Consider the following 24,555-nt stretch of genomic DNA (forward strand, 5'->3'; position numbering starts at 1 on the left):
AAATCAGGCATCCAATAGCGCGTGGGCAATGCCTTGCAGTTTACGGGTGAGCGGTCCCGGCGACCACCTCAGCGACGTGAAAGCGCGCACCGGCCACACGCCGTAGACACTGTTGCAGACGAATACTTCGTCGGCCCGTGCCAGGTCCGCTGGCCACAGGTCACCCACGGACACCTGCAGACCCAGCGTCGCGGCTTGCTCCAGCAGTTCGGCGCGCATCACTCCGGCCACGCCGCAGCGATGCAGCGCGGGCGTGTGCAACACCCCGTCGACCACCAGGAACAGATTGCTGTAGACCCCTTCGACGAGGCGCCCGGACACGTCCAGCATCAAACCTTCGGCAAAAGCCGGGTCGCTCCATTCGGCGCGGGCCAGTACCTGCTCCAGGCGATTGAGGTGCTTGAGTCCGGCCAGCAAGGGTTGCTCGGCGAGCCGCGTGCTGCACGGGTAGAGTTCCACACCCTGCGCGCGGTGCGTCTGCGGATAGGCAGGGCTGGGAGAACCTTGCAGAATGCGCCGCGCCGCGGCCTGCGGATCAGCGGCATAACCGCGCGCACTGTCACCGCGAGTGACGATCAACTTGAGCACGCCCTGACCCAGTGCCGCCGCATAGCGCACAACCTCGTCGCGCAACACCGCCAGTTCGGCCACGATCGCCAGACGCTGGCAGCCCAGCGCAACGCGCGTCAGGTGACGGTCCAGCAGCACCGCCTGGCCATTGCGTACGGCAATGGTTTCGAACACACCATCTCCGTAGGCCAGGCCTCGACTCTTCAGGCCCAGCGCATCGCCTGGCTGCCCGTCGAGCCAGGCCTGCATCAACCGGGAAAGCGCCGGAACACCAGGGAACCGTTGGTTCCACCGAAACCGAACGAGTTGCTCAGCACCACGTCGATCGGCATGCTGCGCGCGGTGTGCGGCACGAAGTCCAGGTCGCAGCCCTCGTCCGGCTCGTCCAGGTTGATGGTCGGCGGCGCCATCTGGCTGTTGATGGCCAGCACACTGAAGATGGCCTCGACGGCACCGGCGGCACCCAGCAGGTGACCGGTCATCGATTTGGTCGAGCTTACCGCCAGCTTGTACGCATGGTCGCCGAACACGGTCTTGATGGCGCTGACTTCGGCCAGATCGCCCGCCGAGGTCGAGGTGCCATGGGCATTGATGTACTGCACCTGGTCGGGCGTGATGCCGGCATCGCGCAGCGCATTGGTCATGCAGCGTGCCGCACCGGCGCCATCTTCAGGCGGCGAAGTCATGTGGAACGCATCGCCGCTGGTGCCGAAACCGATCAGCTCGGCATAGATGGTCGCACCACGCGCCTGGGCGTGCTCGAGTTCTTCGAGCACCAGCGCGCCTGCGCCATCGGACAGGACGAAACCGTCGCGGCCCTTGTCCCACGGACGGCTGGCCCGGGTTGGCTCGTCATTGCGCGTGGACAAGGCACGCGCCGCGCCGAAGCCGCCCATGCCCAGCCCGCAGGCGGCCATTTCCGCACCGCCGGCGATCATCACGTCAGCCTCGCCATAGACGATGTTGCGTGCCGCCATGCCAATGCAATGGGTGCCGGTGGTGCAGGCGGTGGCGATTGCGTAGTTGGGCCCCTGCGCACCGAGGTGAATCGACAGGAAACCGGAAATCATGTTGATGATGGAGCCAGGCACGAAGAACGGCGATATCCGCCGTGGCCCGCTGTCGTGCAGGATGCGGCAGGTTTCTTCGATATTGGTCAGCCCACCGATGCCCGAGCCCATGGCCACGCCGATACGCTCGCGATTGGCGTCGGTGACTTCCAGGCCCGCGTTGCGTACTGCCTGGAAACCCGCGGCCAGGCCATACTGAATGAACAAGTCGAGCTTGCGTGCCTCCTTGACCGAGAGGTATTGCTCGACATCGAACCCCTTCACCGAGCCGCCGAAACGGGTCGAATAGGCCGACAGATCCGTATGTTCGATGGGACCTATGCCACTGCGGCCGGCCAGGATGCCCTGCCAGCTGCTCGGCACGTCGGTGCCCAGCGGTGACAGCATGCCCATACCTGTGACCACGACGCGTCTACGCGACACAGCACTCTCCTTATTCTGGAAACATCACCGCGCGGCCGTCTAAAGAAAAAACCGCACGCCAACGAAGGCAGTGCGGTTTTCCATGACAAGCAACGGCGATTACAAAACGTTACGCCTGGTGGGCGGTGACGTAATCGATGGCAGCTTGAACAGTGGTGATTTTCTCGGCTTCTTCGTCAGGAATCTCGGTTTCGAATTCCTCTTCCAGAGCCATCACCAGCTCAACGGTGTCCAGGGAATCGGCACCCAGATCTTCAACGAAGGAAGAAGTGTTGTTGACCTCCTCCGCTTTGACGCCCAGTTGCTCGGCGACGATCTTCTTGACGCGTTCTTCGATGGTGCTCATACCTTGTTTTCACTCCTAATGGACATATGTCAGGCGGCTGGCCGGTACGTAAGTTTATAGAAGAAGCTCGGCTTTTCAAACTGAAAGCGTCACTGCGACCCCACGTAAGCCCGCCACCTAGAATTCGGATGCAGCTTTATAACGGATTTTGGATGCCGGGTAAGACATTTTTTTGAAGCAATCCGTCACATTTTCATTTACATGTACATGCCGCCGTTCACCGGGATTGTAGCCCCTGTGACGTAGGCTGCACCGTCGGAAGCCAGAAAACCGACCACTTTGGCGATTTCGTCGACCTGACCCAGGCGACCCAGCGGAATCTGGCCCTGCAGCGCTTCGCGCTGTGCTTCGGGCAGTTCGCGGGTCATGTCGGTGTCGATGAAACCGGGCGCCACCGAGTTCACGGTGATTGCGCGCGAGCCGACTTCACGTGCCAGGGCACGACTGAAACCCTCGAGACCGGCCTTGGCCGCGGCGTAGTTTACTTGGCCGACGTTGCCCATTGCACCTACAACCGAACCAATGCTGATGATCCGGCCCCATCGCGCTTTGGTCATGCCACGCAATACGGCCTTGGACAGGCGGAACAGGCTGTTGAGGTTGGTATCGACCACATCGTGCCATTCGTCGTCTTTCATGCGCAGCATCAGGTTGTCGCGGGTGATGCCGGCGTTGTTGACCAGAATCGCCGGGGCGCCGAACTGCTCCTGGATCTTGGCCAGGGTGGCAGCCACCGACTCGTCACTGCACACGTTCAGCTCCAGGCCGGTGCCTTCGATGCCGTGCTCCTTGAGCGTGGCAGCAATGCGTGCGGCGCCGCTTTCGGAGGTAGCAGTGCCGATGACGGTGGCGCCCATGCGACCCAGTTCCAGGGCAATCGCCTGGCCAATGCCACGGCTTGCGCCAGTGACCAGTGCAACTTTACCTTGCAGGCTCATGCAAGTTCTCCTTGATCAGGCTTGCGCCGCGCGGGTGGCGGCGAAGGCTTCGGGGGTGTTCAGGTTGTCGGTGCTCACGCCCTCGGCGCAGCGCTTGTTGAGGCCGGCCAGGACCTTGCCCGGTCCGCATTCCACGAGACGCGGTGCGCCCTGGGCGGCCAGGTATTGCACGGTTTCAACCCAGCGCACCGGCTTGTACAACTGCTCGAGCAGGTCGCGCTTGAGGGTGTCGAGATCGGCCGGCACAGCGGCGCTGACATTCTGCACGACCGGAATTTGCGGCGACTGCCAGTCGATGGCATTGACCGACTCGGCGAAACGCTCGGCAGCCGGTTTCATCAAGGCACAGTGCGACGGCACGCTGACCGGCAACGGCATGGCGCGCTTGGCGCCCTTGGCCTTGCACAGTTCGATGGCACGGGCAACGGCTTGCGCCGAACCGGCAATCACCACCTGGCCCGGAGAGTTGAAATTGACCGCGCTGACCACGTCGCCCTGGGCCGCTTCGGCGCAGGCTGCCAGCACATCGGCGTCTTCCAGGCCAAGAATGGCCGCCATGGCCCCCTGCCCGGCGGGAACCGCTTCCTGCATCAACTGGCCGCGACGCTCCACCAGCTTGACCGCATCGGCCAGGGACAGGCAGCCTGCGGCCACCAGCGCACTGTATTCGCCCAGGCTGTGGCCGGCGACATAGGCCGGACGCTCGCCGCCCTCGGCCAACCACAGGCGCCAAAGCGCGATGGAAGCGGCAAGAATGGCGGGTTGCGTCTTGTCGGTCTGGTTGAGGCTTTCGACCGGGCCCTGTTGAACCAGCGCCCAGAGGTCATAGCCCAAGGCGTCGGACGCCTCCTTGAAGGTGTCCATGACCAAGGGGTACTGCGCACCCAGCTCGGCCAGCATGCCGAGCGACTGGGAGCCTTGCCCCGGGAAAACGAATGCGAGGGATGCAGACATTGAACAAGCCCTTGTATGATCTTGTTGCCGGAAAATTCGACGCCGGAAGCTTGTCCGGCGCACTGAACTGACAGTTGGATAACGTACACCTGCCAGTGGTCACATTTAAGCACCTCTGGCCGCGCACGCCTAAAGCAGCCTCTGCGCCAGCTGCCCATGCAGGCGTCGCGGCAGGTTTTCGCGAATCTCGTCGCGCGCCCGGTCTATCGCACACTGCAGCCCTTCCACGCCAGCGGCGCCATGGCTCTTGACCACGATGCCCTGCAGGCCGAGCAGACTTGCGCCGTTGTAGCGCGCAGGGGCCAGGTCGGCCTGCAGTCGCTTGAGCAACGGCAGAGCCAGCACGCCCGCGGCGCGCGCCATCAGGCTGCTGCGAAACAGCGCCTGCACGCGCTCGGCGAACATGCCGGCCAGGCCTTCGTTGGATTTGAGCAGGATATTGCCGACGAAGCCGTCGCACACCACCACATCGGCCTCGCCTCGAAACACGCCGTCGCCTTCGATGTAGCCGGTATAGTTCAGGCCCTGCGCCTTGCGCAACAGGCTGGCGGCAAGCTTGACCTGCTGGTTGCCCTTGATGTCCTCGGTGCCCACGTTGAGCAGCGCAACCCGCGGCCGCTCGACGCCCAGTGCCTGGGCCGCGACCGAGCCCATCACGGCGAACTGATACAGGTGCTCGGCACTGCAGTCGACATTGGCGCCCAGGTCCAGCAGCTGGCAGTACCCTCCCCGTGTCGGGATCGCGGCCATCATGGCCGGGCGGTCGATGCCCGGCAGGGTCTTCAGCAAGTGCCTGGACAAGGCCATCAGAGCCCCGGTGTTGCCGGCGCTGACCACCGCCTGGACCTGCTCGTCACGCAGCAGCTCGAGCGCCACACGCATCGACGAATCCGGCTTGCCGCGCAACGCCTGGGACGGGCGCTCGTCCATGCCGACCACTTCACCGGCGGCAGCGATGTGCAGGCGTGAGCGATCCATTGCCGGCTGGCTGGCAATCAGTTCTTCGAGAAGTTGAGGGTGACCGACGAGGGTCAGGTGCAGCGAGGGCGTAGCTGACAGGCAGGCAAGGCTGGCCTGAACAATGCTGCGGGGACCGAAGTCCCCGCCCATTGCATCAATCGCGATGGACTGAGCGGACAAGATTTACTCGTCAGCGCCCTTGTCGATCACTTTACGGCCACGGTATACGCCTTCTGGCGATACGTGGTGACGCAGGTGCACTTCACCGGTGGTCTTTTCGACCGACAGGGTGCTTGCCTCGAGTGCGTCGTGCGAACGGCGCATGTCACGGGCAGAGCGGGATTTTTTGTTCTGCTGAACAGCCATAATTGATTAACTCCTAAACGTTTGGGTCACGCTTTAACTGCGCCAATACACTGAACGGGTTGGACCGCGTTACCTCGTCCTCGCTCGGATCGGGATCATCTGCTCCCGCCGGCTGCTGGCATTCTTCCGGATGATGAGCAGGCACGATAGGCAAGGCGAGCAACAGCTCCTCCTCGACCAGCGCCTGCAGATCCAATGGATCTTCGCCCAGTTCCAGCACGTCATAACCTTTCGGTAACGACTGGGTGTTCGCACCCTCCTTCACCACGGCATAACTGCATTCGCTGTGGATCGGCAGGGTTACCAGCTCAAGACAACGCTGGCAAACCATCTTGACTTCGACGTCCAGGCAGCTGTGGATGACCACGGCCTTGCGTTCGTCTCGCTCGAAAATGAATTTGGCCTGCACCGTACCGACGGTGTCGGAAAGCGGGTCGCAGAGTCTCTCCAAATCGGCCAAGAGCAGCGAACCTTCTAGGGTTACGCCACGATCTGCCAATTTGCGCGGGTCAACGTGAGGTGGAATCGGGTCATTCAACATAGGCGCAGCATTCTAGGGACGACCCCCTCACCTGTCAAAGGAAATTCAGGCCCAAGTGCATGATAGAGTGGCCGTTCATCCACAGGAGCCTTCCATGCCAGCCCTGCTACTCGCTTCCAGCTCCCCCTACCGCCGCGAACTGCTGGCGCGGCTGCGCCTGCCGTTCACCTGCGCATCGCCCGACATCGACGAAAGTCACCTGCCAGACGAGCCGGCCTGCGCCCTGGTCAAACGCCTCGCCGAGCAGAAAGCCCGGGCGCTGGCCGCGCTGCATCCCGGGCATTTGATCATTGGTTCGGACCAGGTTGCGGTGCTCGCAGACAGGGTTCTGGGCAAGCCTGGCGGCTTCGCACAGGCGCGCGAGCAATTGCTGGCTGCCAGCGGCCGGTCCGTCACGTTTCTGACCGGGCTGGCGCTATTGAATGTGGTAAGCGGCGAGTGCCAGGTCGATGTGGTGCCGTTCACGGTGCACATGCGCCCGCTATCGGCCGCTGCCATCGAACGCTACCTGTTGGCGGAGCAGCCTTATGACTGCGCCGGCAGCTTCAAGGCCGAAGGGCTGGGTGTGACCCTGTTCCAGAGCACCGAAGGTGCGGATGCCACCAGCCTGGTGGGCCTGCCGCTGATTCGCCTGGTGGACATGCTGCTTGCAGAGGGTGTGCAACTGCCTTGAGCCTTGCGGGGGTGATTACTGCCGCTTTCGCGGGCAGAGCCCGCCCCCCACAAGCGCAGGAGCAGCCTTCTGTGGGAGCGGGCTCTGCCCGCGAAGAGGCCATCGACAGCGCTGCAACGACTCAGCGCAGGCTCGGCCCCTGGAATCCCATCCACATCGCGATCTGATCGGCAACGCTGGCACCGAACTTCTTCGAGAAGCGGTCGAGCGGCGATTCCTTCACGGTGAAGTCGACCATGTCATTGGCGCCGATCACGTCGCGGGCAACCATGCTGCTGCTGCCCAGCGCGTCGACCAAACCCAGTTGCAGTGCCTGTTCGCCCGACCAGATCAGGCCGGAAAACAATTCGGGATGCTCTTTGTCTTTGAGTCGGTCACCACGGCCGGCCTTGACGCTGTCGATGAACTGCCGGTGGGTGGTCGCCAGCACGCCCTTCCAGAACTCGGTCTCATCGGCACGCTGGGGCTGGAACGGATCCAGGAATGCCTTGTGCTCGCCCGAGGTATAGGCGCGGCGCTCGACGCCCAGCTTTTCCATGGTGCCGACGAAGCCGTAGCCGGCCGCCGTCACGCCAATGGAACCGACCAGGCTGGATTTGTCGGCGTAGATCTCATCCGCGGCGCTGGCGATGTAATAGGCCCCGGACGCGCCCAGGTCGGCAATGACCGCGTAAACCTTGATGTCCGGGTGCTCGCCGCGCAAGCGACGGATCTCGTCGAAGACGTAGCCGGACTGCACCGGACTGCCGCCAGGGCTGTTGATGCGCAAGATCACGCCCTTGACCTTGGTGTCTTCGAATGCACTGCGCAGGCTGCCGACGATATTGTCTGCGCTCGCGGCTTCCTTGTCGGCAATCACACCGCGCACGTCGATCACCGCGGTATAGCCGGACGCACTGCTGCTCGTGGCCTTTTCCATATCCAGCAGCGGCGAGAAGAGAAAGATCGCGCCGAACAGATAGATGAACGTCAGCAGCTTGAAGAAGATGCCCCAGCGGCGAGCGCGGCGCTGTTCCTGCACACTGGCCAGCAGGGTCTTTTCGAGCAGTCGCCAGCTTTTCTCATCACCTATGGGCGCGCTGTCTTCTTCACTGCGTGGAGCTTTCCATTGATCGGACATTCTCTACCTCTTGTTCAGGCTGATACGCGACGACTGTCGAGCCACGCGGGCAATTGATCGAACGATTCGATGCACAGCTGCGGCTCGTATTGCCGCAGCACATGCAGCGGCAGGGCGCCGTAACCGACGGCCACGCTGTGCATGCCGGCATTGCGCGCCATCAATAGATCGAACGAGGCATCGCCGACCATCAGCGAGCGCTCAGGCCCTGCCCCGCAATGGCTCATGATCTGCTCGAGCATCAGAGGATGGGGCTTGCCGCGGGTTTCATCGGCAGCACGGGTGATGTCGAAAAAGTCTTCCCAGCCATGCGCCTTGAGCACTCTATCCAGCCCGCGCCGCGCCTTGCCGGTTGCCACGGCAAGGCGATAGCCCTGCTCGCGAAACCCGAGCAAGGCTTCGCGCACACCGGGAAACAGCGCAGACGGCGTGGCGTCCAGGGCCATGTAGGCATCGGCGTAATGCGCGCGCATGGCCAACACCTGCGCCTCGTCGAGCTGGGGATACAGCACGCCGATGGCTTCGGACAGGGCCAGGCCGATGATGCCCTTGACCGCTTCGTCACTGCACGGCGGGTAGCCGGACAGTGCTGCGGCGGCGTGCATGGCCTCGACGATCCGGCCAATGGAGTCGCACAGGGTGCCGTCCCAATCGAAGATCAACAGCGAGTAATCAGCTTGCACTCAGGCGCTCCACGGTCCGGGCCCAGACTTCGTCGACCGGCGCCTCGACTTTCAACTCACCGCCATCGGGCAGCGGCACCGTCAAGGCATAGGCGTGCAGGAACAGACGCTTGCCACCCAGCTCGCGAATCTCTTTGGAGAAGTTTTCGTCGCCGTACTTGGTGTCGCCGGCAATCTCGTGCCCGGCATGCAGGGCGTGTACGCGGATCTGATGGGTGCGCCCGGTGATCGGGCGCGCCTCGACGATGGTCGCGAAGTCGCCGAAGCGGCGCAGCACCTTGAACAGGGTCAGCGCTTCCTTGCCTTCTTCGTTGATCTCGACCATGCGCTCGCCCGAACGCAGGTTGCTCTTGAGCAGGGGCGCATTGACCTGCTTCTTGGCGGTCGCCCAATGCCCACGCACCAACGCCATGTAGCGCTTGTCGACACCGTCGCCACGCAGCGCCGCGTGCAGGTGGCGCAGCATGGAGCGTTTCTTGGCGATCATCAGCAGCCCGGACGTGTCGCGATCCAGGCGATGCACCAGTTCGAGCTCCTTGGTGTCAGGGCGCAACTGGCGAAACGCTTCGATCACGCCGAAGCTCAGGCCGCTGCCGCCATGCACGGCAATGCCTGCCGGCTTGTTCAGCACGATCAAGGCCTTGTCTTCGTAGACGATGGCATCTTCGAGCCGCTGCAGCAGCCCTTGCGCAACCGGCACGGGCGCGTCGCGCTCGGGCAGGCGCACCGGCGGCACGCGTACGATGTCGCCGGCCTGCAGCTTGTATTCCGGCTTGATGCGCCCCTTGTTCACCCGCACTTCGCCCTTGCGCAGGATGCGATAGATCAAGGTTTTCGGAACGCCCTTGAGCGCCGTGATGAGAAAGTTGTCTATGCGTTGGCCGGCAAGTTCCGGCGCAACCTCGATCAGCTGAACGCCGGAGGTTGGGGGAGTAGTAGTCGTCATGGCCGCGATCATAACAATTTTTTATGGATTTGAAGCACTTAATGATTGCTGCTATAGTCGCGAACGCCGCCATAAGCGGCTGGGCAGCGGACAAGCGGTTATGAACCGGCCCTGACCAACGCAATTCTCGAGGACGCGAGGCCGTCCTACGGGGCTTTTGCCAGTTACGGAGTGTTTGAGGGCAACGCCGCGCAGGTGCGAGAAAACCGATGAAAGCCCAGGAACCCCGGCATACCGGACACCTTCCTGCCTTTTGTTCGACGCCACTTACGCTTTGCAGTCGTCCTTACCCAGTTCAGGTACAAGCTTCGGAAACCCAATGCCTTAGTCATACAGGGCGAACTTTACGAATTGAAGTTCGCGATATTGCCAACCCGTTGCGGATTCAGCGCGCGGCAGCACCCGAATTATCAGGGATACGTGTAGGGTGGAGATGCACAACCGTCGGACCGTGTAGTACCGCGTCACGGCAGGAAGCAGCCTCAGGCACTTCTGCCATGCCGGTCTTGAACAAGACGCTCAAGGGCGTCCACGCCAGACGATTGATTCCTCCTCCTGACTGAGTGCTTTTGACACCACAGCAAGCAGGACGCGTCGTCGCGGTTCCGCCCCTGTTGGGCAGAAATCGCTGGACACTGCAGTGGCCTAGGCCCTGTTGACGCACCTGACACCGACCGTGAGAAGTCGTGTGTGCCGAACGCCGTTTCCGGCAGCCCGGAAACCGACGGTACTACATGAAAAGAATGCTGATCAACGCAACTCAACCCGAAGAGTTGCGTGTTGCCCTTGTAGACGGCCAGCGCCTCTACGACCTGGACATCGAGTCAGGCGCCCGCGAGCAGAAGAAGGCCAACATCTATAAAGGCCGCATCACTCGCATCGAACCCAGCCTTGAAGCCGCCTTCGTCGACTTCGGCTCGGAACGCCACGGCTTCCTGCCCCTCAAGGAAATCTCCCGCGAGTACTTCAAGAAAAACCCCGAAGGCCGCGTCAACATCAAGGAAGTCCTGAGCGAAGGCCAGGAAGTCATCGTCCAGGTCGAGAAGGAAGAGCGCGGCAACAAGGGCGCTGCCCTGACCACGTTCATCAGCCTTGCCGGTCGCTACCTGGTACTGATGCCCAACAATCCGCGCGCCGGTGGCATTTCCCGTCGCATCGAGGGTGAAGAGCGCAACGAACTGCGCGAAGCACTCAATGGCCTGGTCGCTCCTGCCGACATGGGCCTGATCGTTCGCACGGCCGGCCTTGGCCGCAGCAGCGAAGAAATGCAGTGGGACCTGGACTACCTGCTGCAGCTGTGGACCGCGATCAAGGAAGCCTCGCTGGACCGCTCCGCACCTTTCCTGATCTACCAGGAAAGCAACGTCATCATCCGGGCGATCCGCGACTACCTGCGCCAGGACATCGGCGAAGTGCTGATCGACAGCGTCGAAGCCCAGGACGAAGCCCTGACCTTCATCCGCCAGGTGATGCCGCAGTACGCCAGCAAGATCAAGCTGTACGAAGACAGCGTGCCGCTGTTCAACCGTTTCCAGATCGAGAGCCAGATCGAAACCGCTTTCCAGCGTGTGGTCGAGCTGCCTTCCGGCGGTTCGATCGTCATCGATCCGACCGAGGCACTGGTGTCCATCGACATCAACTCGGCGCGCGCCACCAAAGGCAGCGACATCGAAGAAACCGCCCTGCAGACCAACCTCGAAGCCGCTGAAGAGATCGCTCGCCAGTTGCGCCTGCGCGACATCGGCGGCCTGATCGTCATCGACTTCATCGACATGACGCCGGCCAAGAACCAGCGCGCCGTGGAAGACAAGGTCCGCGAGTCGCTGGAAGCCGACCGCGCTCGTGTACAAGTGGGTCGCATTTCCCGCTTCGGCCTGCTGGAAATGTCCCGTCAGCGCCTGCGTCCCTCGCTGGGCGAGAGCAGCGGCATCGTCTGCCCGCGCTGCAGCGGCACCGGCATCATTCGCGACGTCGAATCGCTGTCACTGGCCATCCTGCGCCTGATCGAAGAAGAAGCCCTGAAGGACCGCACTGCCGAAGTCCGCGCCCAGGTGCCGATTCCGGTCGCAGCGTTCCTGCTCAACGAAAAACGCAACTCCATCACCAAGATCGAACTGCGCACTCGTGCGCGCATCGTGATCCTGCCGAACGATCACCTGGAAACGCCGCACTTCGAAGTTCAGCGTCTGCGTGACGACAGCCCGGAAGCGCAGAACAGCCAATCCAGCTACGAAATCGCCGCTGCCGAAGTGGAAGAAGTGCTGCCGGTTGCCGCCACGCGCACCCTGGTCCGCCAGGAAGCCGCAGTGAAAACCGCGCCGACCCGCGCCGCCGCGCCGGTCGTAGCCGAAGAAGCTGCCCCCGTGGCTGCGGCAGCGCCTGCCCCCACTCCTGCTCCGCAGATCGCCGAACCCAGCCTGTTCAAGGGCTTGGTCAAGTCGCTGGTAAGCCTCTTCGCCACCAAGGAAGCGCCTGCTGCACCTGTGGTCGTCGAGAAACCCGCTGCCACCACCACCGAGCGCCCGGCGCGCGAAGAGCGTCGCAACGGTCGCCAGCAGAGCCGCAACCGCAGCAGCGGTCGCCGCGACGAAGAACGCAAGCCACGCGAGGATCGCGCACCGCGTGAAGATCGCGCTGCCCGTGAAGACGCACCTGCCGCCCGTGAAGAGCGCCCTGCCCGCGCACCGCGCGAGGAACGCCAGCCGCGCGCACCACGTGAAGACCGTCGCCCACGCAATGGTGGCGACGACGCTCCACGCGTCCGTGAACTGCGTGAGCCGCTGGACGCTCCGGCCGCACGTGAAGAACGCCCGGCCCGCGAAGAGCGCGCGCCACGTGAAGAACGTGTCGTCCGCGAAGAGCGTGCTCCGCGCGAAGAACGTGCGCCCCGCGAAGAGCGTCCGGCCCGCGAGGAACGTGCACCGCGCGAAGAGCGTCCGGCCCGTGAAGAACGCCAGCCCCGCGCTGCGCGCGAGGAACGTGTCGATCATCCGGAAAACCCGGCCGAGACCGAAGTCGACAATGCCGAAGAGGCACTGACCAACGAGGAACTGCTGCAGGACGACAACCAGGACAGCAACGACGGCGATCGTCCGCGTCGCCGCTCCCGTGGTCAGCGTCGTCGCAGCAACCGCCGCGAACGTCAACGCGATGCCAACGGCGACGTGATCGAGGGCTCGGAAGAGTCGAACGAATCGGCCACCGAAGGCGAGTCGAGCGGTGCAGCCCTGGCCGCCGGCGTTGCCGTCACCGCAGCGGTTGCGGAAAGCGCCATCAGTGCCTCCGCCGAAGCCCAGGCCCACGAGCAGGCCGAACAGGCCAATCGCAGCGTGCAGCCTGCCACCGGCGAAGGCACCGCCGTCGAAAGCGAAAGCCTGGCTGCACCGGAGATCGTCGCCACCGCGCCGACCGCCGAAGCGGCTGTTGAAGTGCCGGTAGACACTGCAGCAATTGCTCCGGCCCAGGCCCACAGCGAGCCCGAAGTCGAACGGCCCGCCACGGTCTCGGCGCCCGAAAGCTGGGCTGCGCCTGCCAACGAAAGCGCCGCACCGGCAGTCGAGCAGCAGCCCGTCACCGAAGCAGCCAAGCCTGCCGAGGCCGTCGAAGCCGTCGAGCCTGCGCAGGAGCACGTCGCCGAGCCGGTGGAACTGACGCCTCCGTTCGACGCCACGCCAACGCCGATCAGCCAACCTGGCGCCGACGTCGAAGTGGACGCACCGGTGGTGGTCGATCCGGCACAGGTCAGCGAGCCGACGCCTCAGCCTCGCGCTGCCGAGCCTGCCGCAGACGCACCGTGGTTGCCTGCCGAGCCTGCCTTGCACCACATCAGCGAACCGGCTGGCGCGGAACCAGTAGCCGCCGAGCCTGTAGTGGTCGAACCGGCTGCCGTCCTGCCGGTCGTCGAGCCGGTGCAGGCAAGCGAGCCCGCAACGGTCGTGGAGCCCGAGCCTGCTCAGGAAGTCGAACCGGCGCCGGCCCTGCCAAGCAATGGTCGTGCACCCAACGACCCACGTGAAGTGCGTCGTCGCAAGCGCGAAGCCGAGGAAGCAGCGAAAGTCGCTGCCTCGCAGCCCGACACTGAGGTATCCAGCGCCGCTGTCGCGCAAGATACCCAGGACGAGCCCAAGCCACTGGTGTAATCAGCCCGTGTGAATCAGCCCCCGTCGTGCAAGCGCCGGGGGCTTTTTCTTGCCGTTGGTGCAGGAATTCGGCCTGATTCGAACCTTAATGCATTTTAAGCGTTGACAGCCTTTCAACTATCTGTAGAATGCGCCTCCACAGACGCGGGATGGAGCAGTCTGGTAGCTCGTCGGGCTCATAACCCGAAGGTCGTCGGTTCAAATCCGGCTCCCGCAACCAAACATCGGAAGGGCCACTCTATAAACGGGTGGCCTTTTTCGTATGCGCTCGATAAAGCCCTCCGCCACGGCAACACGCCCTGCAACCCAGCAATGTGAAAGTTGCTTTACAGTTCGCCACGCGTCGGTCACCGGTCGTGCGCAGGCGCTAGAATGGCGCGAATTATTTTTTCCACAGGGATTGGTACTTTGACGGGATCCCGGCATCCTGTTGCGCACAATCCAAGAGGTGATTGATGCGCTCTGACTTGCCCGATTCAACCGCTGTGGAACTCCCCCCCGCCGCTGCCGCTGCCAGTCCGATCAAGCCTGCGCGTGCCCGCTGGCTCGATCTGCTGAGCCGCTACCGGCAACCGGTGGGGCTGGCCGTTACCCTGTTGCTGTTCGCCATCGCGCTATTGGCCTGTCGGCACCTGCTCAGCGAGCTGGACATCTACGCCTTGCACGACTCGGTCCTGGCCACCCCGCCTGCCGCTTTGGGCGGGGCGCTGCTGGCCATGGTCTGCGGGTTCATCATCCTGCTTGGCTACGAATGGTCGGCCAGCCGCTATGCCAACGTCACCCTCCCCGCACGCACCCTGGCCCTGGGGGGGTTCACCTCGTTCGCCATCGGCAATGCCATTGGCCTGTCGATGCTGTCCGGCGGTTCGGTGCGTTATCGGCTGTACTCGCGATTGGGCGTGGGCGCCGGCGAAGTTGCGCGCATGACCCTGTTCGCCAGCCTTTCGCTGGGTTGCGCCCTGCCGCCGCTCGCTGCGGTGGCCACCCTCAGCAGCCTGCCCGCCGCTTCCATGGCTCTGGGGCTGTCACAGGGGCTGCTGGGGATGATTGCCGCAGTCGTGCTGGTACTGACCGCGCTGCTGGTACTGGGCGTCTATCGACGGCGCCTGGCCGAGCAGCCGCTGCCTCACAATCTGTTGGTGCGAGCGGGACGTCGCACGCTGCGACTGCCCAGCGCACGCCTGACACTGCTGCAACTGGTCATCACCGCGCTGGACGTGGTGGCCGCAGCCACCGTGCTGTATCTGTTGCTGCCCGAAGCGCCGCCGTTCGGCGCTTTCGTGCTGATCTACCTGCTGGCGCTTGCCGCAGGCGTACTCAGCCACGTGCCTGGCGGAGTCGGCGTGTTCGAAGCGATCCTGCTGGCGGCGTTCGCCGATACCCTGGGCGCCGCGCCGCTCGCCGCGGCCCTGCTGCTGTACCGCCTGATCTATGTGGTGTTGCCGATGCTGGTGGCCTGCGTGGTGCTGCTGGCCAACGAAGCACGCCGCCTGTTTTTCGCTCAGCAGGCGATTCGCGTGGCTTCCGGGCTGGCTGCGCCGATATTGGCAGTGCTGGTGTTCCTGTCCGGCGTGGTGCTGCTGTTTTCCGGTGCCACGCCTGAGATCGACACCCGCCTGCAGGACCTGGGCTTCCTCATTCCCCATCGCCTCATCGACGCCTCGCACCTGGGCGCAAGCCTGGTGGGCGTGCTGTGCCTGCTGCTGGCCCAAGGGTTGCGCCGACGCCTGTCGGCGGCCTGGGTATTGACCATGGTGCTGCTGCTGGCGGGCGCCGTGCTATCGCTGCTCAAGGGCTTCGACTGGGAAGAAGCGTCGTTGCTGTGCATGACCGCACTGCTGCTCGCCGTGTTCAAGCGCTCGTTCTACCGCCCCAGTCGCCTGCTGGAGTTGCCGTTTTCACCGCTGTACCTGATCGCCAGCGTGTGCGTGGTGGGCGCCTCGATCTGGTTGCTGTTCTTTGCTTACCAGGATGTGCCCTACAGCACCAAGCTGTGGTGGCAGTTCGCACTGGATGCCGATGCCCCCCGCGGCCTTCGCTCGGCCCTGGGCAGCGCGGTACTGTTGATCGTGGTCGCCCTGACCTGGCTGCTGCGCACCGCACGCCCGGTGATCCACCTGCCCACACCCGATGAACTGCAGCGCGCTGCAACCATCCTCAAGGCGTCGCACCAGCCCGATGGTGGCCTGGCCCTGACCGGCGACAAGGCGCTGCTGTTCCACCCCAAGGACGAGGCGTTTCTGATGTACGCCCGCCGCGGGCGCAGCCTGGTGGCGCTGTACGACCCCATCGGCCCGACCCAGCCGCGTGCCGAAATGATCTGGCAGTTTCGCGACCTGTGCGACTTTCACCACGCCCGCCCGGTGTTCTATCAGGTCAGGGCAGAGAACCTGCCGTTCTACATGGACATCGGCCTGACCGCTATCAAGCTGGGTGAAGAGGCTCGGGTCGACTTGCACGCTTTCGATCTGGAAGCCAAGGGCAAGGAAATGAAGGATCTGCGCTACACCTGGAACCGCGGCGGTCGCGACGGCCTGTCCCTGGAGATCTACGAGCCCGGCCAGGCACCGCTGGACGAGCTCAAGGTCATTTCCGACGCCTGGCTCAGTGGCAAGAACGTGCGCGAGAAGGGGTTTTCCCTGGGCCGCTTCAGCCCGGAATACCTGAACCATTTTCGTATCGCGATCGTCCATTTCGAGGGCAAGCCGGTGGCGTTCGCCAACCTGCTGGAAACCGACAGCAGAGAGCTGGCCAGTCTGGACCTGATGCGCGCGCATCCCCAGGCGCCCAAATTGACCATGGAATTCATGATGGTAGGCTTGATCCAGCACTACAAGAAACACGGTTACGCTCGCTTCAGCCTGGGCATGGTGCCGCTGTCGGGCCTGCAGCCTCGGCGCGGCGCACCCCTGACCCAGCGCCTGGGTTCGATGGTCTTCAACCGTGGCGAGCAGCTGTACAACTTCCAGGGCTTGCGTCGCTTCAAGGACAAGTTCCAACCGACCTGGGAGCCTCGTTACATGGCCGTGCCGGCAGGCCTTGACCCGCTGGTCGCACTGGCCGATACCGCCGCCCTCATTGCAGGTGGCCTGACAGGATTGGTGAAACGCTGATGATTCGACGTAACTGGCGCAAGTTGTTCGCCTTGATCGTGGTACTGCTGCTGGCGGTAGCCGGTTATTACTGGTGGGCCACCCGCCCTGTTCCTGCAGCGCAGCTCAGCGCCCAACGCCTGAACAACGGCAGCGATGCCCGCGAAGTCGTACCCGGCACTCGGACCAAGTCGCGAGTGGCGATTGCACTGCCTGCTGCCGAAGCCTTGACCGACAAGCAACTGCTGGACCTGAGCCGGGATGCCTCGGCGCACATCGTCCAGGTGATCCTGCCGGAAACCGACTGCGGCCTGCAGCAGGCCGCCCTGGACGCTGCCATCAAGCGTCTCGACGGCGCACCGGACCTGGTGGCTGGCATAGGTCCGGGTGCGTCGCTGGCCTGGCGCTGGTTGGCCACCCAGGACAATGACAAGGCTCAGGCAGTGTCGGTGGACCTGAGCGTGGAGAAACCGGACGGCTGTCTGCCGGAACTGCCGAAGAAGGCCGAGCATGGCCAGTGGATGGTTGCCTGGAATGACAACCCCGACGATGCCAGTGCGGCGTTCGTGCGTGACCAGCCCAATGCGCAGACTGTCATCAGCGACTACGACGTGAAGCTGCCGCAGGTGCTGAAGAACCAGATCACCGCCATCCTGGTCGGCACCGAGGGCACCCATCTGGCCATCCCGGTAGTCGAGGTGCCCGCCGCGCAGAGCAACGAGACCGTCAGCCTGTTCCTGTCGGGCGACGGCGGCTGGCGCGACCTCGACAAGGCGGTTGCCGGCGACATGGCGACGATGGGCTACCCGACCGTGGGTATCGACACCCTGCGCTACTACTGGGAACACAAGACGCCCGAGCAGAGTGCCGACGACCTGGTCGAGCTGATGCACTTCTACCGGCAGAAGTGGGGCGCAAAACGCTTCGTGCTGACCGGTTATTCGTTCGGTGCCGACGTGCTTCCGGCCATCTATAACCGCCTGCCCGCCGAGGCACAGGACAGCGTCAGCGCTATCATCCTGTTGGCGTTCGCCCGCAGTGGCAGCTTCGAGATCGAAGTCGAGGGTTGGCTCGGCAACGCTGGCAAGGAGGCCCCCACCGGGCCAGAAATGGCCAAGCTGCCGGCCGCCAAGGTGGTGTGCGTGTATGGCGAAGAAGAGGCCGACGAAAGCGGCTGTACCGAGGCGACTGCAGTGGGCGAGAAGCTCAAGCTGCCGGGGGGCCACCATTTCGACGAGAATTACCCGGCGCTGGCCAAGCGCCTGGTGCTGCAGATCGACAAGCGTACCGGCTCGAACTGACCGGACTGCAAAAGCAAAGCCCCGGACCTGCGCAGGTACCGGGGCTTTTTTTTGTGCGGCCTACACCGAACCTACATCTCCACCTGCGTACCGAGTTCGATCACCCGGTTCACCGGCAGCTTGAAGAAGCGCAGGTTGCCATTGGCATTCTTCAGCATGAAGGCGAACAACTGCTCGCGCCAGCGCGCCATGCCGGCCAGCTTGGAGGCGATCACTGTCTCGCGGCTGAGGAAATAGGTGGTGCGCATCGGGCTGAAGTCCAGCTCCGGCAGATCGCACAGGGCCAGGGCGCCGGGCACGTCCGGTTCGTCCATGAAGCCGTAATGCAGAATGACCCGGAAGAACCCTTCGCCATAGCTCTGCACCTCGAACCGCCGTGCAATGGGCACCCTCGGTGTGTCTTCGTTGACCACCGTCAACAGCACCACCTGCTCATGCAACACCTGGTTGTGCAGCAGGTTGTGCAACAACGCATGGGGCACGGCATCGGAACGTGCAGTAAGGAACACCGCCGTGCCCTGGACGCGATGCGGCGGCTGTACGCTGATGCTGCCGATGAAGATCGGCAGCGGCAACCCGCCCTCGTCGATCCGTTCGACCAGCAGTTGCTTGCCGCGCTTCCAGGTGGTCATGAGGATGAACAACACGGTTCCCGCCAGCACCGGGAACGCACCGCCCTGAATGATCTTCGGCACGTTGGCGGCGAAGAACAGGCCATCGACCAGAAGGCAACCCAGCAGGACCGGCACCGCCAGCACCGGCGGCCACTTCCACAGCAGCAGCATCACGGCAGACACCAGGATGGTGGTCATCAACATGGTTCCGGTGACCGCCACGCCATAGGCCGACGCCAGCGCACCGGAGGATTCGAAACCGATCACCAGCAGCACCACGCCAACCATCAACGCCCAGTTCACCGCGCCGATATAGATCTGCCCCTGCTCGCTGCTCGACGTGTGCTGGATGTGCATGCGCGGGATGTAGCCCAGCTGGATGGCCTGCTGGGTCAGGGAGAACGCGCCGGAGATCACCGCCTGCGATGCGATCACGGTGGCCAGGGTGGACAGTGCCACCAGCGGCACCAGGGCCCAGCCTGGCGCCAGCAGGAAGAACGGATTGCGCGCCGCCTCGGGGTTTTCCAGCAGCAGGCCACCCTGGCCGAAGTAGTTCAGCACCAGGGCTGGCAGCACCAGAATGAACCAGGCACGGGCAATCGGTTTGCGGCCAAAATGCCCCATGTCGGCATACAACGCCTCGGCACCGGTCAGCGCGAGCACCACGGCGCCGAGGATCGCCACACCCATGCCGGGGTGAACAATGAAGAAGCGCACTGCCCAGACCGGATTGAACGCCTTGAGCACTTCGGGGTGCTGGTATACCCCGTAGGCACCCAGCAGCCCCAGCACCAGGAACCACACCACCATCACCGGCCCGAACAGCTTGCCGATGCGTTGTGTACCGTGCTTCTGGATCAGGAACAGCGCCACCAGTACCACCAGCGCCATCGGCACCACCCAACGTTCCAGGCCATCGAACGCCAGTTCCATGCCCTCGATGGCCGAAAGCACCGACACCGCCGGGGTGATCATGCTGTCGCCGTAGAACAGCGCGGCACCGGCCAGCCCGCACACCACCATCAAGGCACGCAGCCTGGGCAGCGAGGCGGTGGCACGGGTTGCCAACGCCGTCAGGGCCATGATGCCGCCCTCGCCCTGGTTGTCGGCGCGCAACACGAACAGCATGTACTTGATCGAGACGACCCAGATCAGCGACCAGAAAATCAGCGAGAGGATGCCCAGCACCCCGTCGTGGGAAATGGGCACGCCATAGCCCCCGGAAAAGACTTCCTTGAGCGTGTACAACGGGCTGGTGCCGATGTCGCCATAAACGACACCGACCGCTGCCACCAGCATGCCGATCGGTCGGGCTGCCGAATGTCCGCCATTGCCGTTACTGCTTGCCTGAACCATCGACCACTCCCGCACCCGTGATTTGTAACGCCATGTGGCGAGATGCGGCGAAGCATAGCGCAGCACTCGTCGCAATTCCTCGCATAATGCTGGTCAAGCGACCCGGCCATCGCTAGAATTGCGCACTTTTTGATCAGAGGCGTACCCAGCGCCCACCTGTGCGGCCCACGAGGCCCTATCGATACCGAGGTTAGCCATGTCCACCACTCCTTCGTCGGCCGCTCCAAAGGTCGGCTTCGTCTCGCTGGGTTGCCCCAAGGCCCTGGTCGATTCCGAGCGAATCCTGACTCAGTTGCGCATGGAAGGTTACCAGGTGGTGTCCACCTACGAGGACGCCGACGTGGTGGTCGTCAACACCTGTGGTTTCATCGACACCGCCAAGGCCGAGTCCCTGGAAGTGATCGGCGAAGCGCTCAAGGAGAACGGCAAGGTCATCGTCACCGGCTGCATGGGCGTGGAAGAGAATGCCATTCGCAAGGTGCACCCCAGCGTGCTGTCGGTCACCGGCCCGCAGCAGTACGAGCAGGTGGTCAACGCGGTGCACCAGGTGGTGCCGCCTCGGCATGACCACAACCCGCTGATCGACCTGGTACCGCCACAGGGCATCAAGCTGACGCCGCGTCACTACGCCTACCTGAAGATTTCAGAGGGCTGCAACCACAGCTGCAGCTTCTGCATCATCCCCTCGATGCGCGGCAAGCTGGTCAGCCGTCCGGTGGGCGATGTGCTGAGCGAGGCCGAGCGCCTGGTCAAGGCCGGGGTCAAGGAAGTGCTGGTCATCTCCCAGGACACCAGTGCCTATGGGGTGGACGTCAAGTACAAGACCGACTTCTGGAACGGTCGCCCGGTCAAGACACGCATGCTCGAATTGTGCGAAGCCCTGAGCACCCTGGGCGTCTGGGTCCGCCTGCACTACGTGTACCCCTACCCCAACGTCGACGACATCATCCCGCTGATGGCCGCCGGCAAGATCCTCCCGTACCTGGACATCCCCTTCCAGCACGCCAGCCCGAAAGTGCTCAAGGCCATGAAACGCCCGGCCTTCGAAGACAAGACCCTGGCGCGGATCAAGAAGTGGCGCGAGCAGTGCCCGGACCTGATCATCCGTTCGACCTTCATCGTCGGCTTCCCCGGCGAGACCGAAGAAGATTTCCAGTACCTGCTGGACTGGCTGAGCGAGGCGCAACTGGACCGCGTTGGCTGCTTCCAGTATTCGCCGGTCGAGGGCGCGCCTGCCAACCTGCTGGACGCTGCCATCGTCCCCGACGACGTGAAGCAGGACCGTTGGGACCGCTTCATGGCGCACCAGCAGGCCATCAGTGCCGCACGCCTGCAGATGCGCATCGGCAAGCGCGTGGAAGTGCTGATCGATGAAGTCGAGGAACAGGGTGCGGTGGGCCGTTGCTTCTTCGACGCCCCGGAAATCGACGGCAACGTATTCATCGACGATGCCACCCATCTCAAGCCGGGCGACAAGGTCTGGTGCACCATCGTCGATGCCGACGAATACGATCTGTGGGCCGAACTGGCCTGATTCGAGCTGCCCTGGCTCGACAGGCAAGACGGCGGCGACCGGCCCGGTTCGCCGCCACGCCAGCCGCAGGCGCCAGACGCCGGGCAATCTGCGCGGGCTTAACCGCCTCCAGGCAGTTACACTAGCGCCCTTTCCTTGCTACGGCCGCAGTCATGTCTGAACCCACTCGTCTTTCCAAACGCCTCATCGAACTGGTCGGGTGTTCCCGCCGCGAGGCCGAACTCTTCATCGAAGGCGGCTGGGTGTCCGTTGACGGCGTGGTGGTCGACGAACCGCAGTTCAAGGTGGACGCACAGAAGGTCGAGCTCGATCCTCAGGCCAAGGCCGAAGCACCGGAGCCGGTGACCCTGTTGCTGCACCAGGCACCGGGACAGAGTGCCGAAGACGCGCTGGCTACGCTCAACGCCCAGACCCTGTCCAGCGAGCACGGCTTCGGCAAGCGTCCGCTCAAGGGCCACTTCCTGCGCCTGAGCTGCGCGGCCGAGCTGCCTGCCAATGCCAGCGGCCTGCAGATCTTCACCCAGGACTGGAAGACCCTGCGCAAGCTGACCGCCGATGCGGCCAAGATCGAACAGGAATACGTGGTGGAAATCACCGGCGAGATGAGCCCCCACGGCCTCAACCGCCTCAATCATGGCGCGATGTACAAGGGCAAGGCGCTGCCGGCGGTGAAAGCCAGCTGGCAGAACGAGACACGCCTGCGCTTCGCCTTGAAGAACCCGGCACCCGGGGTGCTGCAGCAACTGTGCGCCAGTGTCGGTCTGACGATCGTCTCGATCCGCCGCATTCGCGTGGGCGGTGTGTCGATGGGCAAGCTGCCCCTGGGCCAGTGGCGCTACCTGACGACCAAGGAAAAATTCTGAACCCTCTCTTTTTCCGGCGCTGCCTGGGCAGCGTCGTTCAACCAGGATACACACCATGATCCACAACGATGTACTGCGCAGCGTGCGCTACATGCTCGACATCAGCGACGGCAAGGTTGCCGACATCACCGCTTTGGGCGGACTGGAAATCAGCAAGGCCGACGTCATCAGCTACACCAAGAAGGACGAAGAAGAAGGCTTCGTGCATTGTCCGGATGCTGTCCTGGCGCATTTTCTCGATGGCCTGGTGATCTATCGCCGCGGTCGCGACGAGAGCCGCCCCGCCCAGGCGGTCGAGCTGCCGGTCACCAACAACATTGTCCTGAAGAAACTGCGCGTGGCCTTCGAACTCAAGGAAGACGACATGCACGCCGTGCTCAAGTCGGTCGACTTTCCGGTGTCCAAACCTGAACTGAGCGCCTTGTTTCGCAAGTTTGGCCACAACAACTACCGTGCGTGCGGCGACCAGTTGCTGCGCAACTTCCTCAAGGGCCTGACCCTGCGAGTCCGCGGCTGAGCCCCATGGTCTATAGCGTCGAACCGATCGGTTTTATCCGCTCCTGCTTCAAGGAAAAATTCGCCATTCCGCGCCAGCCGCAACTGGCGCCGGCCGCGCGCGGCGTGCTGGAGCTGCTGCCACCGTTCGATCAGGGCGAGGCCGTGCAGGGCCTGGAACAGGTCAGCCATGTATGGCTGCTGTTCCTGTTCCATGAGGCCCTGGAAGACAAGCCGCGTTTGAAGGTCCGTCCGCCGCGCCTGGGCGGCAACAAGTCGATCGGCGTTTTCGCCACGCGGGCCACCCATCGGCCCAATGGCATCGGTCAATCGGTGGTCCGCCTGGACAAGGTCGAAGGCGCGCGCCTGCACCTCTCCGGCATCGATTTGCTCGACGGCACGCCGGTGCTGGACATCAAACCCTACGTGCCCTATGCCGACAACGTGCCTGCTGCCGTCAACGCCATCGCCAGCGCCGCGCCCGAGCCCATTGCCGTGCAGTGGCTGGACGCGGGACTGGCGCAAGCCAGGACGCATGCCATGCGCCTGGGTGAGCCGTTGGTGGCGTTGATCGAGCAATGCCTGGCCCAGGATCCGCGCCCGGCCTACCAGAAGCCTGCCCCCGAGCGCGAATACGGCGCCCGGTTCTGGGATGTGGACGTGCGCTGGCACTACCCGAGCCCAGACCGCATTTGCGTGCTGGAAGTGGTGCTCTCCTGAGCCTGCGCGTCGCCCACAAAAAAACCGCCCGAGGGCGGTTTTTTCATGGTGCCGGCTAGCCGCTTACTTCTCGACGAAGGCGCGCTCGATCAGGTAGTCACCCGGCTCGCGCATGCGCGGCGAGACGGTCAGGCCGAAGCTGTTGAGCACTTCGCTGGTTTCGTCGAGCATGCTCGGGCTGCCGCACAGCATGGCACGGTCGTCCTGCGGGTTGATCGGCGGCAGGCCGATGTCGCTGAACAGCTTGCCACTGCGCATCAGATCGGTCAGGCGGCCTTCGTTCTCGAACGGCTCACGCGTCACGGTGGGGTAGTAGATCAGCTTGTCGCGCAGTGCCTCGCCGAAGAATTCGTTCTGCGGCAGGTGCTCGGTGATGAACTCGCGGTAGGCGACCTCGTTCACGTAGCGCACGCCATGGCAAAGAATGACCTTTTCGAAACGCTCGTAGGTTTCCGGATCCTGGATGACGCTCATGAACGGCGCCAGGCCGGTGCCGGTGCTCAGCAGGTACAGGTGCTTGCCCGGCTTGAGGTCATCGAGAACCAGCGTGCCGGTGGGCTTCTTGCTGATGATGATCTCGTCGCCTTCCTTCAGGTGCTGCAGCTGCGAGGTCAGCGGGCCATCGGGCACCTTGATGCTGAAGAACTCCAGATGCTCTTCCCAGTTCGGGCTGGCGATCGAATAGGCGCGCATAAGCGGGCGGCCGGTGGGTTGTTGCAGGCCGATCATCACGAACTGCCCGTTCTCGAAGCGCAGGCCCGGATCGCGGGTGCACTTGAAGCTGAACAGGGTGTCATTCCAGTGATGAACACTGAGTACACGTTCGTGGTTCATGTTGCTCATGTACGGGG

At 63.5% G+C, this 24,555-nt stretch carries 21 protein-coding genes and 1 tRNA gene; 9 read left to right on the top strand and 13 right to left on the bottom strand.

The annotated features are described in order from the left end of the window. Nucleotides 1–3 precede the first annotated feature (3 nt). From pabC to IFT80_RS19065, 8 genes are all read right to left on the bottom strand, one after another. Complete coding sequence (gene pabC, locus IFT80_RS19030) at nt 4–819, bottom strand: aminodeoxychorismate lyase (RefSeq protein ID WP_192057864.1); 816 nt, start codon at nt 817–819, stop codon at nt 4–6. Continuing rightward, nucleotides 819–2,063, bottom strand: coding sequence for a beta-ketoacyl-ACP synthase II (gene fabF / locus IFT80_RS19035; protein ID WP_122476489.1), 1,245 nt, complete (start codon nt 2,061–2,063; stop codon nt 819–821). Before fabF ends, pabC begins: the two co-directional genes overlap by 1 nt. Before the next feature lie 109 nt (nt 2,064–2,172). After that, nucleotides 2,173–2,409: an acyl carrier protein gene (gene acpP, locus IFT80_RS19040; protein WP_043185221.1), complete on the bottom strand. Its 237-nt coding sequence runs from the start codon at nt 2,407–2,409 to the stop codon at nt 2,173–2,175. Between the two features lie 197 nt (nt 2,410–2,606). Further along, nucleotides 2,607–3,347 (bottom strand): 3-oxoacyl-ACP reductase FabG, encoded by a 741-nt coding sequence (fabG, locus tag IFT80_RS19045; RefSeq protein WP_192138097.1) that lies wholly within the window; start codon nt 3,345–3,347, stop codon nt 2,607–2,609. 15 nt (nt 3,348–3,362) lie between these two features. Further along, nucleotides 3,363–4,301, bottom strand: a complete 939-nt coding sequence (gene fabD, locus IFT80_RS19050) for an ACP S-malonyltransferase (protein WP_192052824.1) — start codon at nt 4,299–4,301, stop codon at nt 3,363–3,365. A 129-nt stretch (nt 4,302–4,430) separates the two neighbouring features. Then, the gene (plsX, locus tag IFT80_RS19055; RefSeq protein WP_185794285.1) at nt 4,431–5,441 is read right to left on the bottom strand and encodes a phosphate acyltransferase PlsX; all 1,011 of its coding nucleotides are present in this window, start codon (nt 5,439–5,441) and stop codon (nt 4,431–4,433) included. Between the two features lie 3 nt (nt 5,442–5,444). Then, nucleotides 5,445–5,627 (bottom strand): 50S ribosomal protein L32, encoded by a 183-nt coding sequence (gene rpmF / locus IFT80_RS19060; protein ID WP_003179396.1) that lies wholly within the window; start codon nt 5,625–5,627, stop codon nt 5,445–5,447. 13 nt (nt 5,628–5,640) lie between these two features. Continuing rightward, nucleotides 5,641–6,168, bottom strand: a complete 528-nt coding sequence (locus IFT80_RS19065) for a YceD family protein (RefSeq protein ID WP_122476496.1) — start codon at nt 6,166–6,168, stop codon at nt 5,641–5,643. A 94-nt stretch (nt 6,169–6,262) separates the two neighbouring features. Between IFT80_RS19065 and IFT80_RS19070 the strand changes: the two genes are divergently transcribed. Next, a complete protein-coding gene (locus tag IFT80_RS19070) occupies nt 6,263–6,841 on the top strand; it encodes a Maf family protein (RefSeq protein WP_122476498.1) in 579 nt (192 codons plus the stop codon). Between the two features lie 121 nt (nt 6,842–6,962). Here the strand turns inward: IFT80_RS19070 and IFT80_RS19075 are convergent, their stop codons facing one another. From IFT80_RS19075 to rluC, 3 genes are read right to left on the bottom strand one after another with little or no spacing between them, the layout of a single operon-like run. Continuing rightward, on the bottom strand, nt 6,963–7,961 hold the full coding sequence (locus IFT80_RS19075; RefSeq protein WP_192138098.1) for a S49 family peptidase: 999 nt from the start codon (nt 7,959–7,961) through the stop codon (nt 6,963–6,965). A gap of 14 nt (nt 7,962–7,975) precedes the next feature. Further along, entirely contained in the window at nt 7,976–8,644 is a 669-nt protein-coding gene (locus tag IFT80_RS19080; RefSeq protein ID WP_192057861.1) for an HAD-IA family hydrolase, read from the bottom strand. Beyond that, nucleotides 8,634–9,590 carry a 23S rRNA pseudouridine(955/2504/2580) synthase RluC gene (gene rluC, locus IFT80_RS19085; RefSeq protein ID WP_122476782.1) on the bottom strand — a complete coding sequence of 319 codons (957 nt, stop codon included), beginning with the start codon at nt 9,588–9,590 and terminating at the stop codon, nt 8,634–8,636. Before rluC ends, IFT80_RS19080 begins: the two co-directional genes overlap by 11 nt. A gap of 743 nt (nt 9,591–10,333) precedes the next feature. Between rluC and rne the strand changes: the two genes are divergently transcribed. The 4 genes from rne (at nt 10,334) to IFT80_RS19105 (ending at nt 18,122) form a co-directional block, all read left to right on the top strand. After that, nucleotides 10,334–13,729, top strand: a complete 3,396-nt coding sequence (rne, locus tag IFT80_RS19090; protein ID WP_192138099.1) for a ribonuclease E — start codon at nt 10,334–10,336, stop codon at nt 13,727–13,729. Between the two features lie 143 nt (nt 13,730–13,872). Next, a tRNA-Met gene (locus IFT80_RS19095) sits at nt 13,873–13,949 on the top strand. Between the two features lie 235 nt (nt 13,950–14,184). Further along, nucleotides 14,185–16,842: a bifunctional lysylphosphatidylglycerol flippase/synthetase MprF gene (mprF, locus tag IFT80_RS19100; RefSeq protein WP_192138100.1), complete on the top strand. Its 2,658-nt coding sequence runs from the start codon at nt 14,185–14,187 to the stop codon at nt 16,840–16,842. Continuing rightward, entirely contained in the window at nt 16,842–18,122 is a 1,281-nt protein-coding gene (locus IFT80_RS19105; RefSeq protein ID WP_192138101.1) for a virulence factor family protein, read from the top strand. Before mprF ends, IFT80_RS19105 begins: the two co-directional genes overlap by 1 nt. A gap of 71 nt (nt 18,123–18,193) precedes the next feature. On the opposite strand, the gene IFT80_RS19110 is transcribed toward IFT80_RS19105, so the two are convergent. Next, the gene (locus IFT80_RS19110) at nt 18,194–20,092 is read right to left on the bottom strand and encodes a potassium transporter Kup (RefSeq protein ID WP_122476508.1); all 1,899 of its coding nucleotides are present in this window, start codon (nt 20,090–20,092) and stop codon (nt 18,194–18,196) included. A 196-nt stretch (nt 20,093–20,288) separates the two neighbouring features. Here IFT80_RS19110 and rimO point away from each other — a divergent pair, with 196 nt between their 5' ends. The 4 genes from rimO to tsaA all read left to right on the top strand — a co-directional run bounded on the left by rimO (nt 20,289) and on the right by tsaA (nt 23,704). Next, nucleotides 20,289–21,626, top strand: coding sequence for a 30S ribosomal protein S12 methylthiotransferase RimO (gene rimO, locus IFT80_RS19115; protein WP_122476509.1), 1,338 nt, complete (start codon nt 20,289–20,291; stop codon nt 21,624–21,626). A 152-nt stretch (nt 21,627–21,778) separates the two neighbouring features. Then, entirely contained in the window at nt 21,779–22,489 is a 711-nt protein-coding gene (locus tag IFT80_RS19120; RefSeq protein ID WP_192138102.1) for an rRNA pseudouridine synthase, read from the top strand. Nucleotides 22,490–22,544: 55 nt separating this feature from the next. After that, nucleotides 22,545–23,006 (top strand): DUF1456 family protein, encoded by a 462-nt coding sequence (locus tag IFT80_RS19125; protein ID WP_122476512.1) that lies wholly within the window; start codon nt 22,545–22,547, stop codon nt 23,004–23,006. Nucleotides 23,007–23,011: 5 nt separating this feature from the next. Beyond that, on the top strand, nt 23,012–23,704 hold the full coding sequence (gene tsaA, locus IFT80_RS19130; RefSeq protein WP_192057856.1) for a tRNA (N6-threonylcarbamoyladenosine(37)-N6)-methyltransferase TrmO: 693 nt from the start codon (nt 23,012–23,014) through the stop codon (nt 23,702–23,704). Nucleotides 23,705–23,767: 63 nt separating this feature from the next. Here the strand turns inward: tsaA and fpr are convergent, their stop codons facing one another. Continuing rightward, nucleotides 23,768–24,547: a ferredoxin-NADP reductase gene (gene fpr, locus IFT80_RS19135; protein ID WP_122476516.1), complete on the bottom strand. Its 780-nt coding sequence runs from the start codon at nt 24,545–24,547 to the stop codon at nt 23,768–23,770. Nucleotides 24,548–24,555: the final 8 nt, after the last annotated feature.

Source organism: Pseudomonas sp. CFBP 8771 (genome assembly GCF_014841695.1).
Classification (GTDB): domain Bacteria; phylum Pseudomonadota; class Gammaproteobacteria; order Pseudomonadales; family Pseudomonadaceae; genus Aquipseudomonas; species Aquipseudomonas baltica.

What these genes read in the sequence shown, in the direction of transcription:
- pabC (WP_192057864.1), bottom strand. Translation starts at nt 819, where the DNA reads ATGCAGGCCTGGCTCGACGGGCAGCCAGGCGATGCGCTGGGCCTGAAG.
- acpP (WP_043185221.1), bottom strand. Translation starts at nt 2,409, where the DNA reads ATGAGCACCATCGAAGAACGCGTCAAGAAGATCGTCGCCGAGCAACTG.
- fabG (WP_192138097.1), bottom strand. Translation starts at nt 3,347, where the DNA reads ATGAGCCTGCAAGGTAAAGTTGCACTGGTCACTGGCGCAAGCCGTGGC.
- fabD (WP_192052824.1), bottom strand. Translation starts at nt 4,301, where the DNA reads ATGTCTGCATCCCTCGCATTCGTTTTCCCGGGGCAAGGCTCCCAGTCG.
- rpmF (WP_003179396.1), bottom strand. Translation starts at nt 5,627, where the DNA reads ATGGCTGTTCAGCAGAACAAAAAATCCCGCTCTGCCCGTGACATGCGC.
- IFT80_RS19065 (WP_122476496.1), bottom strand. Translation starts at nt 6,168, where the DNA reads ATGTTGAATGACCCGATTCCACCTCACGTTGACCCGCGCAAATTGGCA.
- IFT80_RS19070 (WP_122476498.1), top strand. Translation starts at nt 6,263, where the DNA reads ATGCCAGCCCTGCTACTCGCTTCCAGCTCCCCCTACCGCCGCGAACTG.
- IFT80_RS19075 (WP_192138098.1), bottom strand. Translation starts at nt 7,961, where the DNA reads ATGTCCGATCAATGGAAAGCTCCACGCAGTGAAGAAGACAGCGCGCCC.
- rluC (WP_122476782.1), bottom strand. Translation starts at nt 9,590, where the DNA reads ATGACGACTACTACTCCCCCAACCTCCGGCGTTCAGCTGATCGAGGTT.
- rne (WP_192138099.1), top strand. Translation starts at nt 10,334, where the DNA reads ATGCTGATCAACGCAACTCAACCCGAAGAGTTGCGTGTTGCCCTTGTA.
- mprF (WP_192138100.1), top strand. Translation starts at nt 14,185, where the DNA reads ATGCGCTCTGACTTGCCCGATTCAACCGCTGTGGAACTCCCCCCCGCC.
- IFT80_RS19105 (WP_192138101.1), top strand. Translation starts at nt 16,842, where the DNA reads ATGATTCGACGTAACTGGCGCAAGTTGTTCGCCTTGATCGTGGTACTG.
- IFT80_RS19110 (WP_122476508.1), bottom strand. Translation starts at nt 20,092, where the DNA reads ATGGTTCAGGCAAGCAGTAACGGCAATGGCGGACATTCGGCAGCCCGA.
- rimO (WP_122476509.1), top strand. Translation starts at nt 20,289, where the DNA reads ATGTCCACCACTCCTTCGTCGGCCGCTCCAAAGGTCGGCTTCGTCTCG.
- IFT80_RS19120 (WP_192138102.1), top strand. Translation starts at nt 21,779, where the DNA reads ATGTCTGAACCCACTCGTCTTTCCAAACGCCTCATCGAACTGGTCGGG.
- IFT80_RS19125 (WP_122476512.1), top strand. Translation starts at nt 22,545, where the DNA reads ATGATCCACAACGATGTACTGCGCAGCGTGCGCTACATGCTCGACATC.
- tsaA (WP_192057856.1), top strand. Translation starts at nt 23,012, where the DNA reads ATGGTCTATAGCGTCGAACCGATCGGTTTTATCCGCTCCTGCTTCAAG.
- fpr (WP_122476516.1), bottom strand. Translation starts at nt 24,547, where the DNA reads ATGAGCAACATGAACCACGAACGTGTACTCAGTGTTCATCACTGGAAT.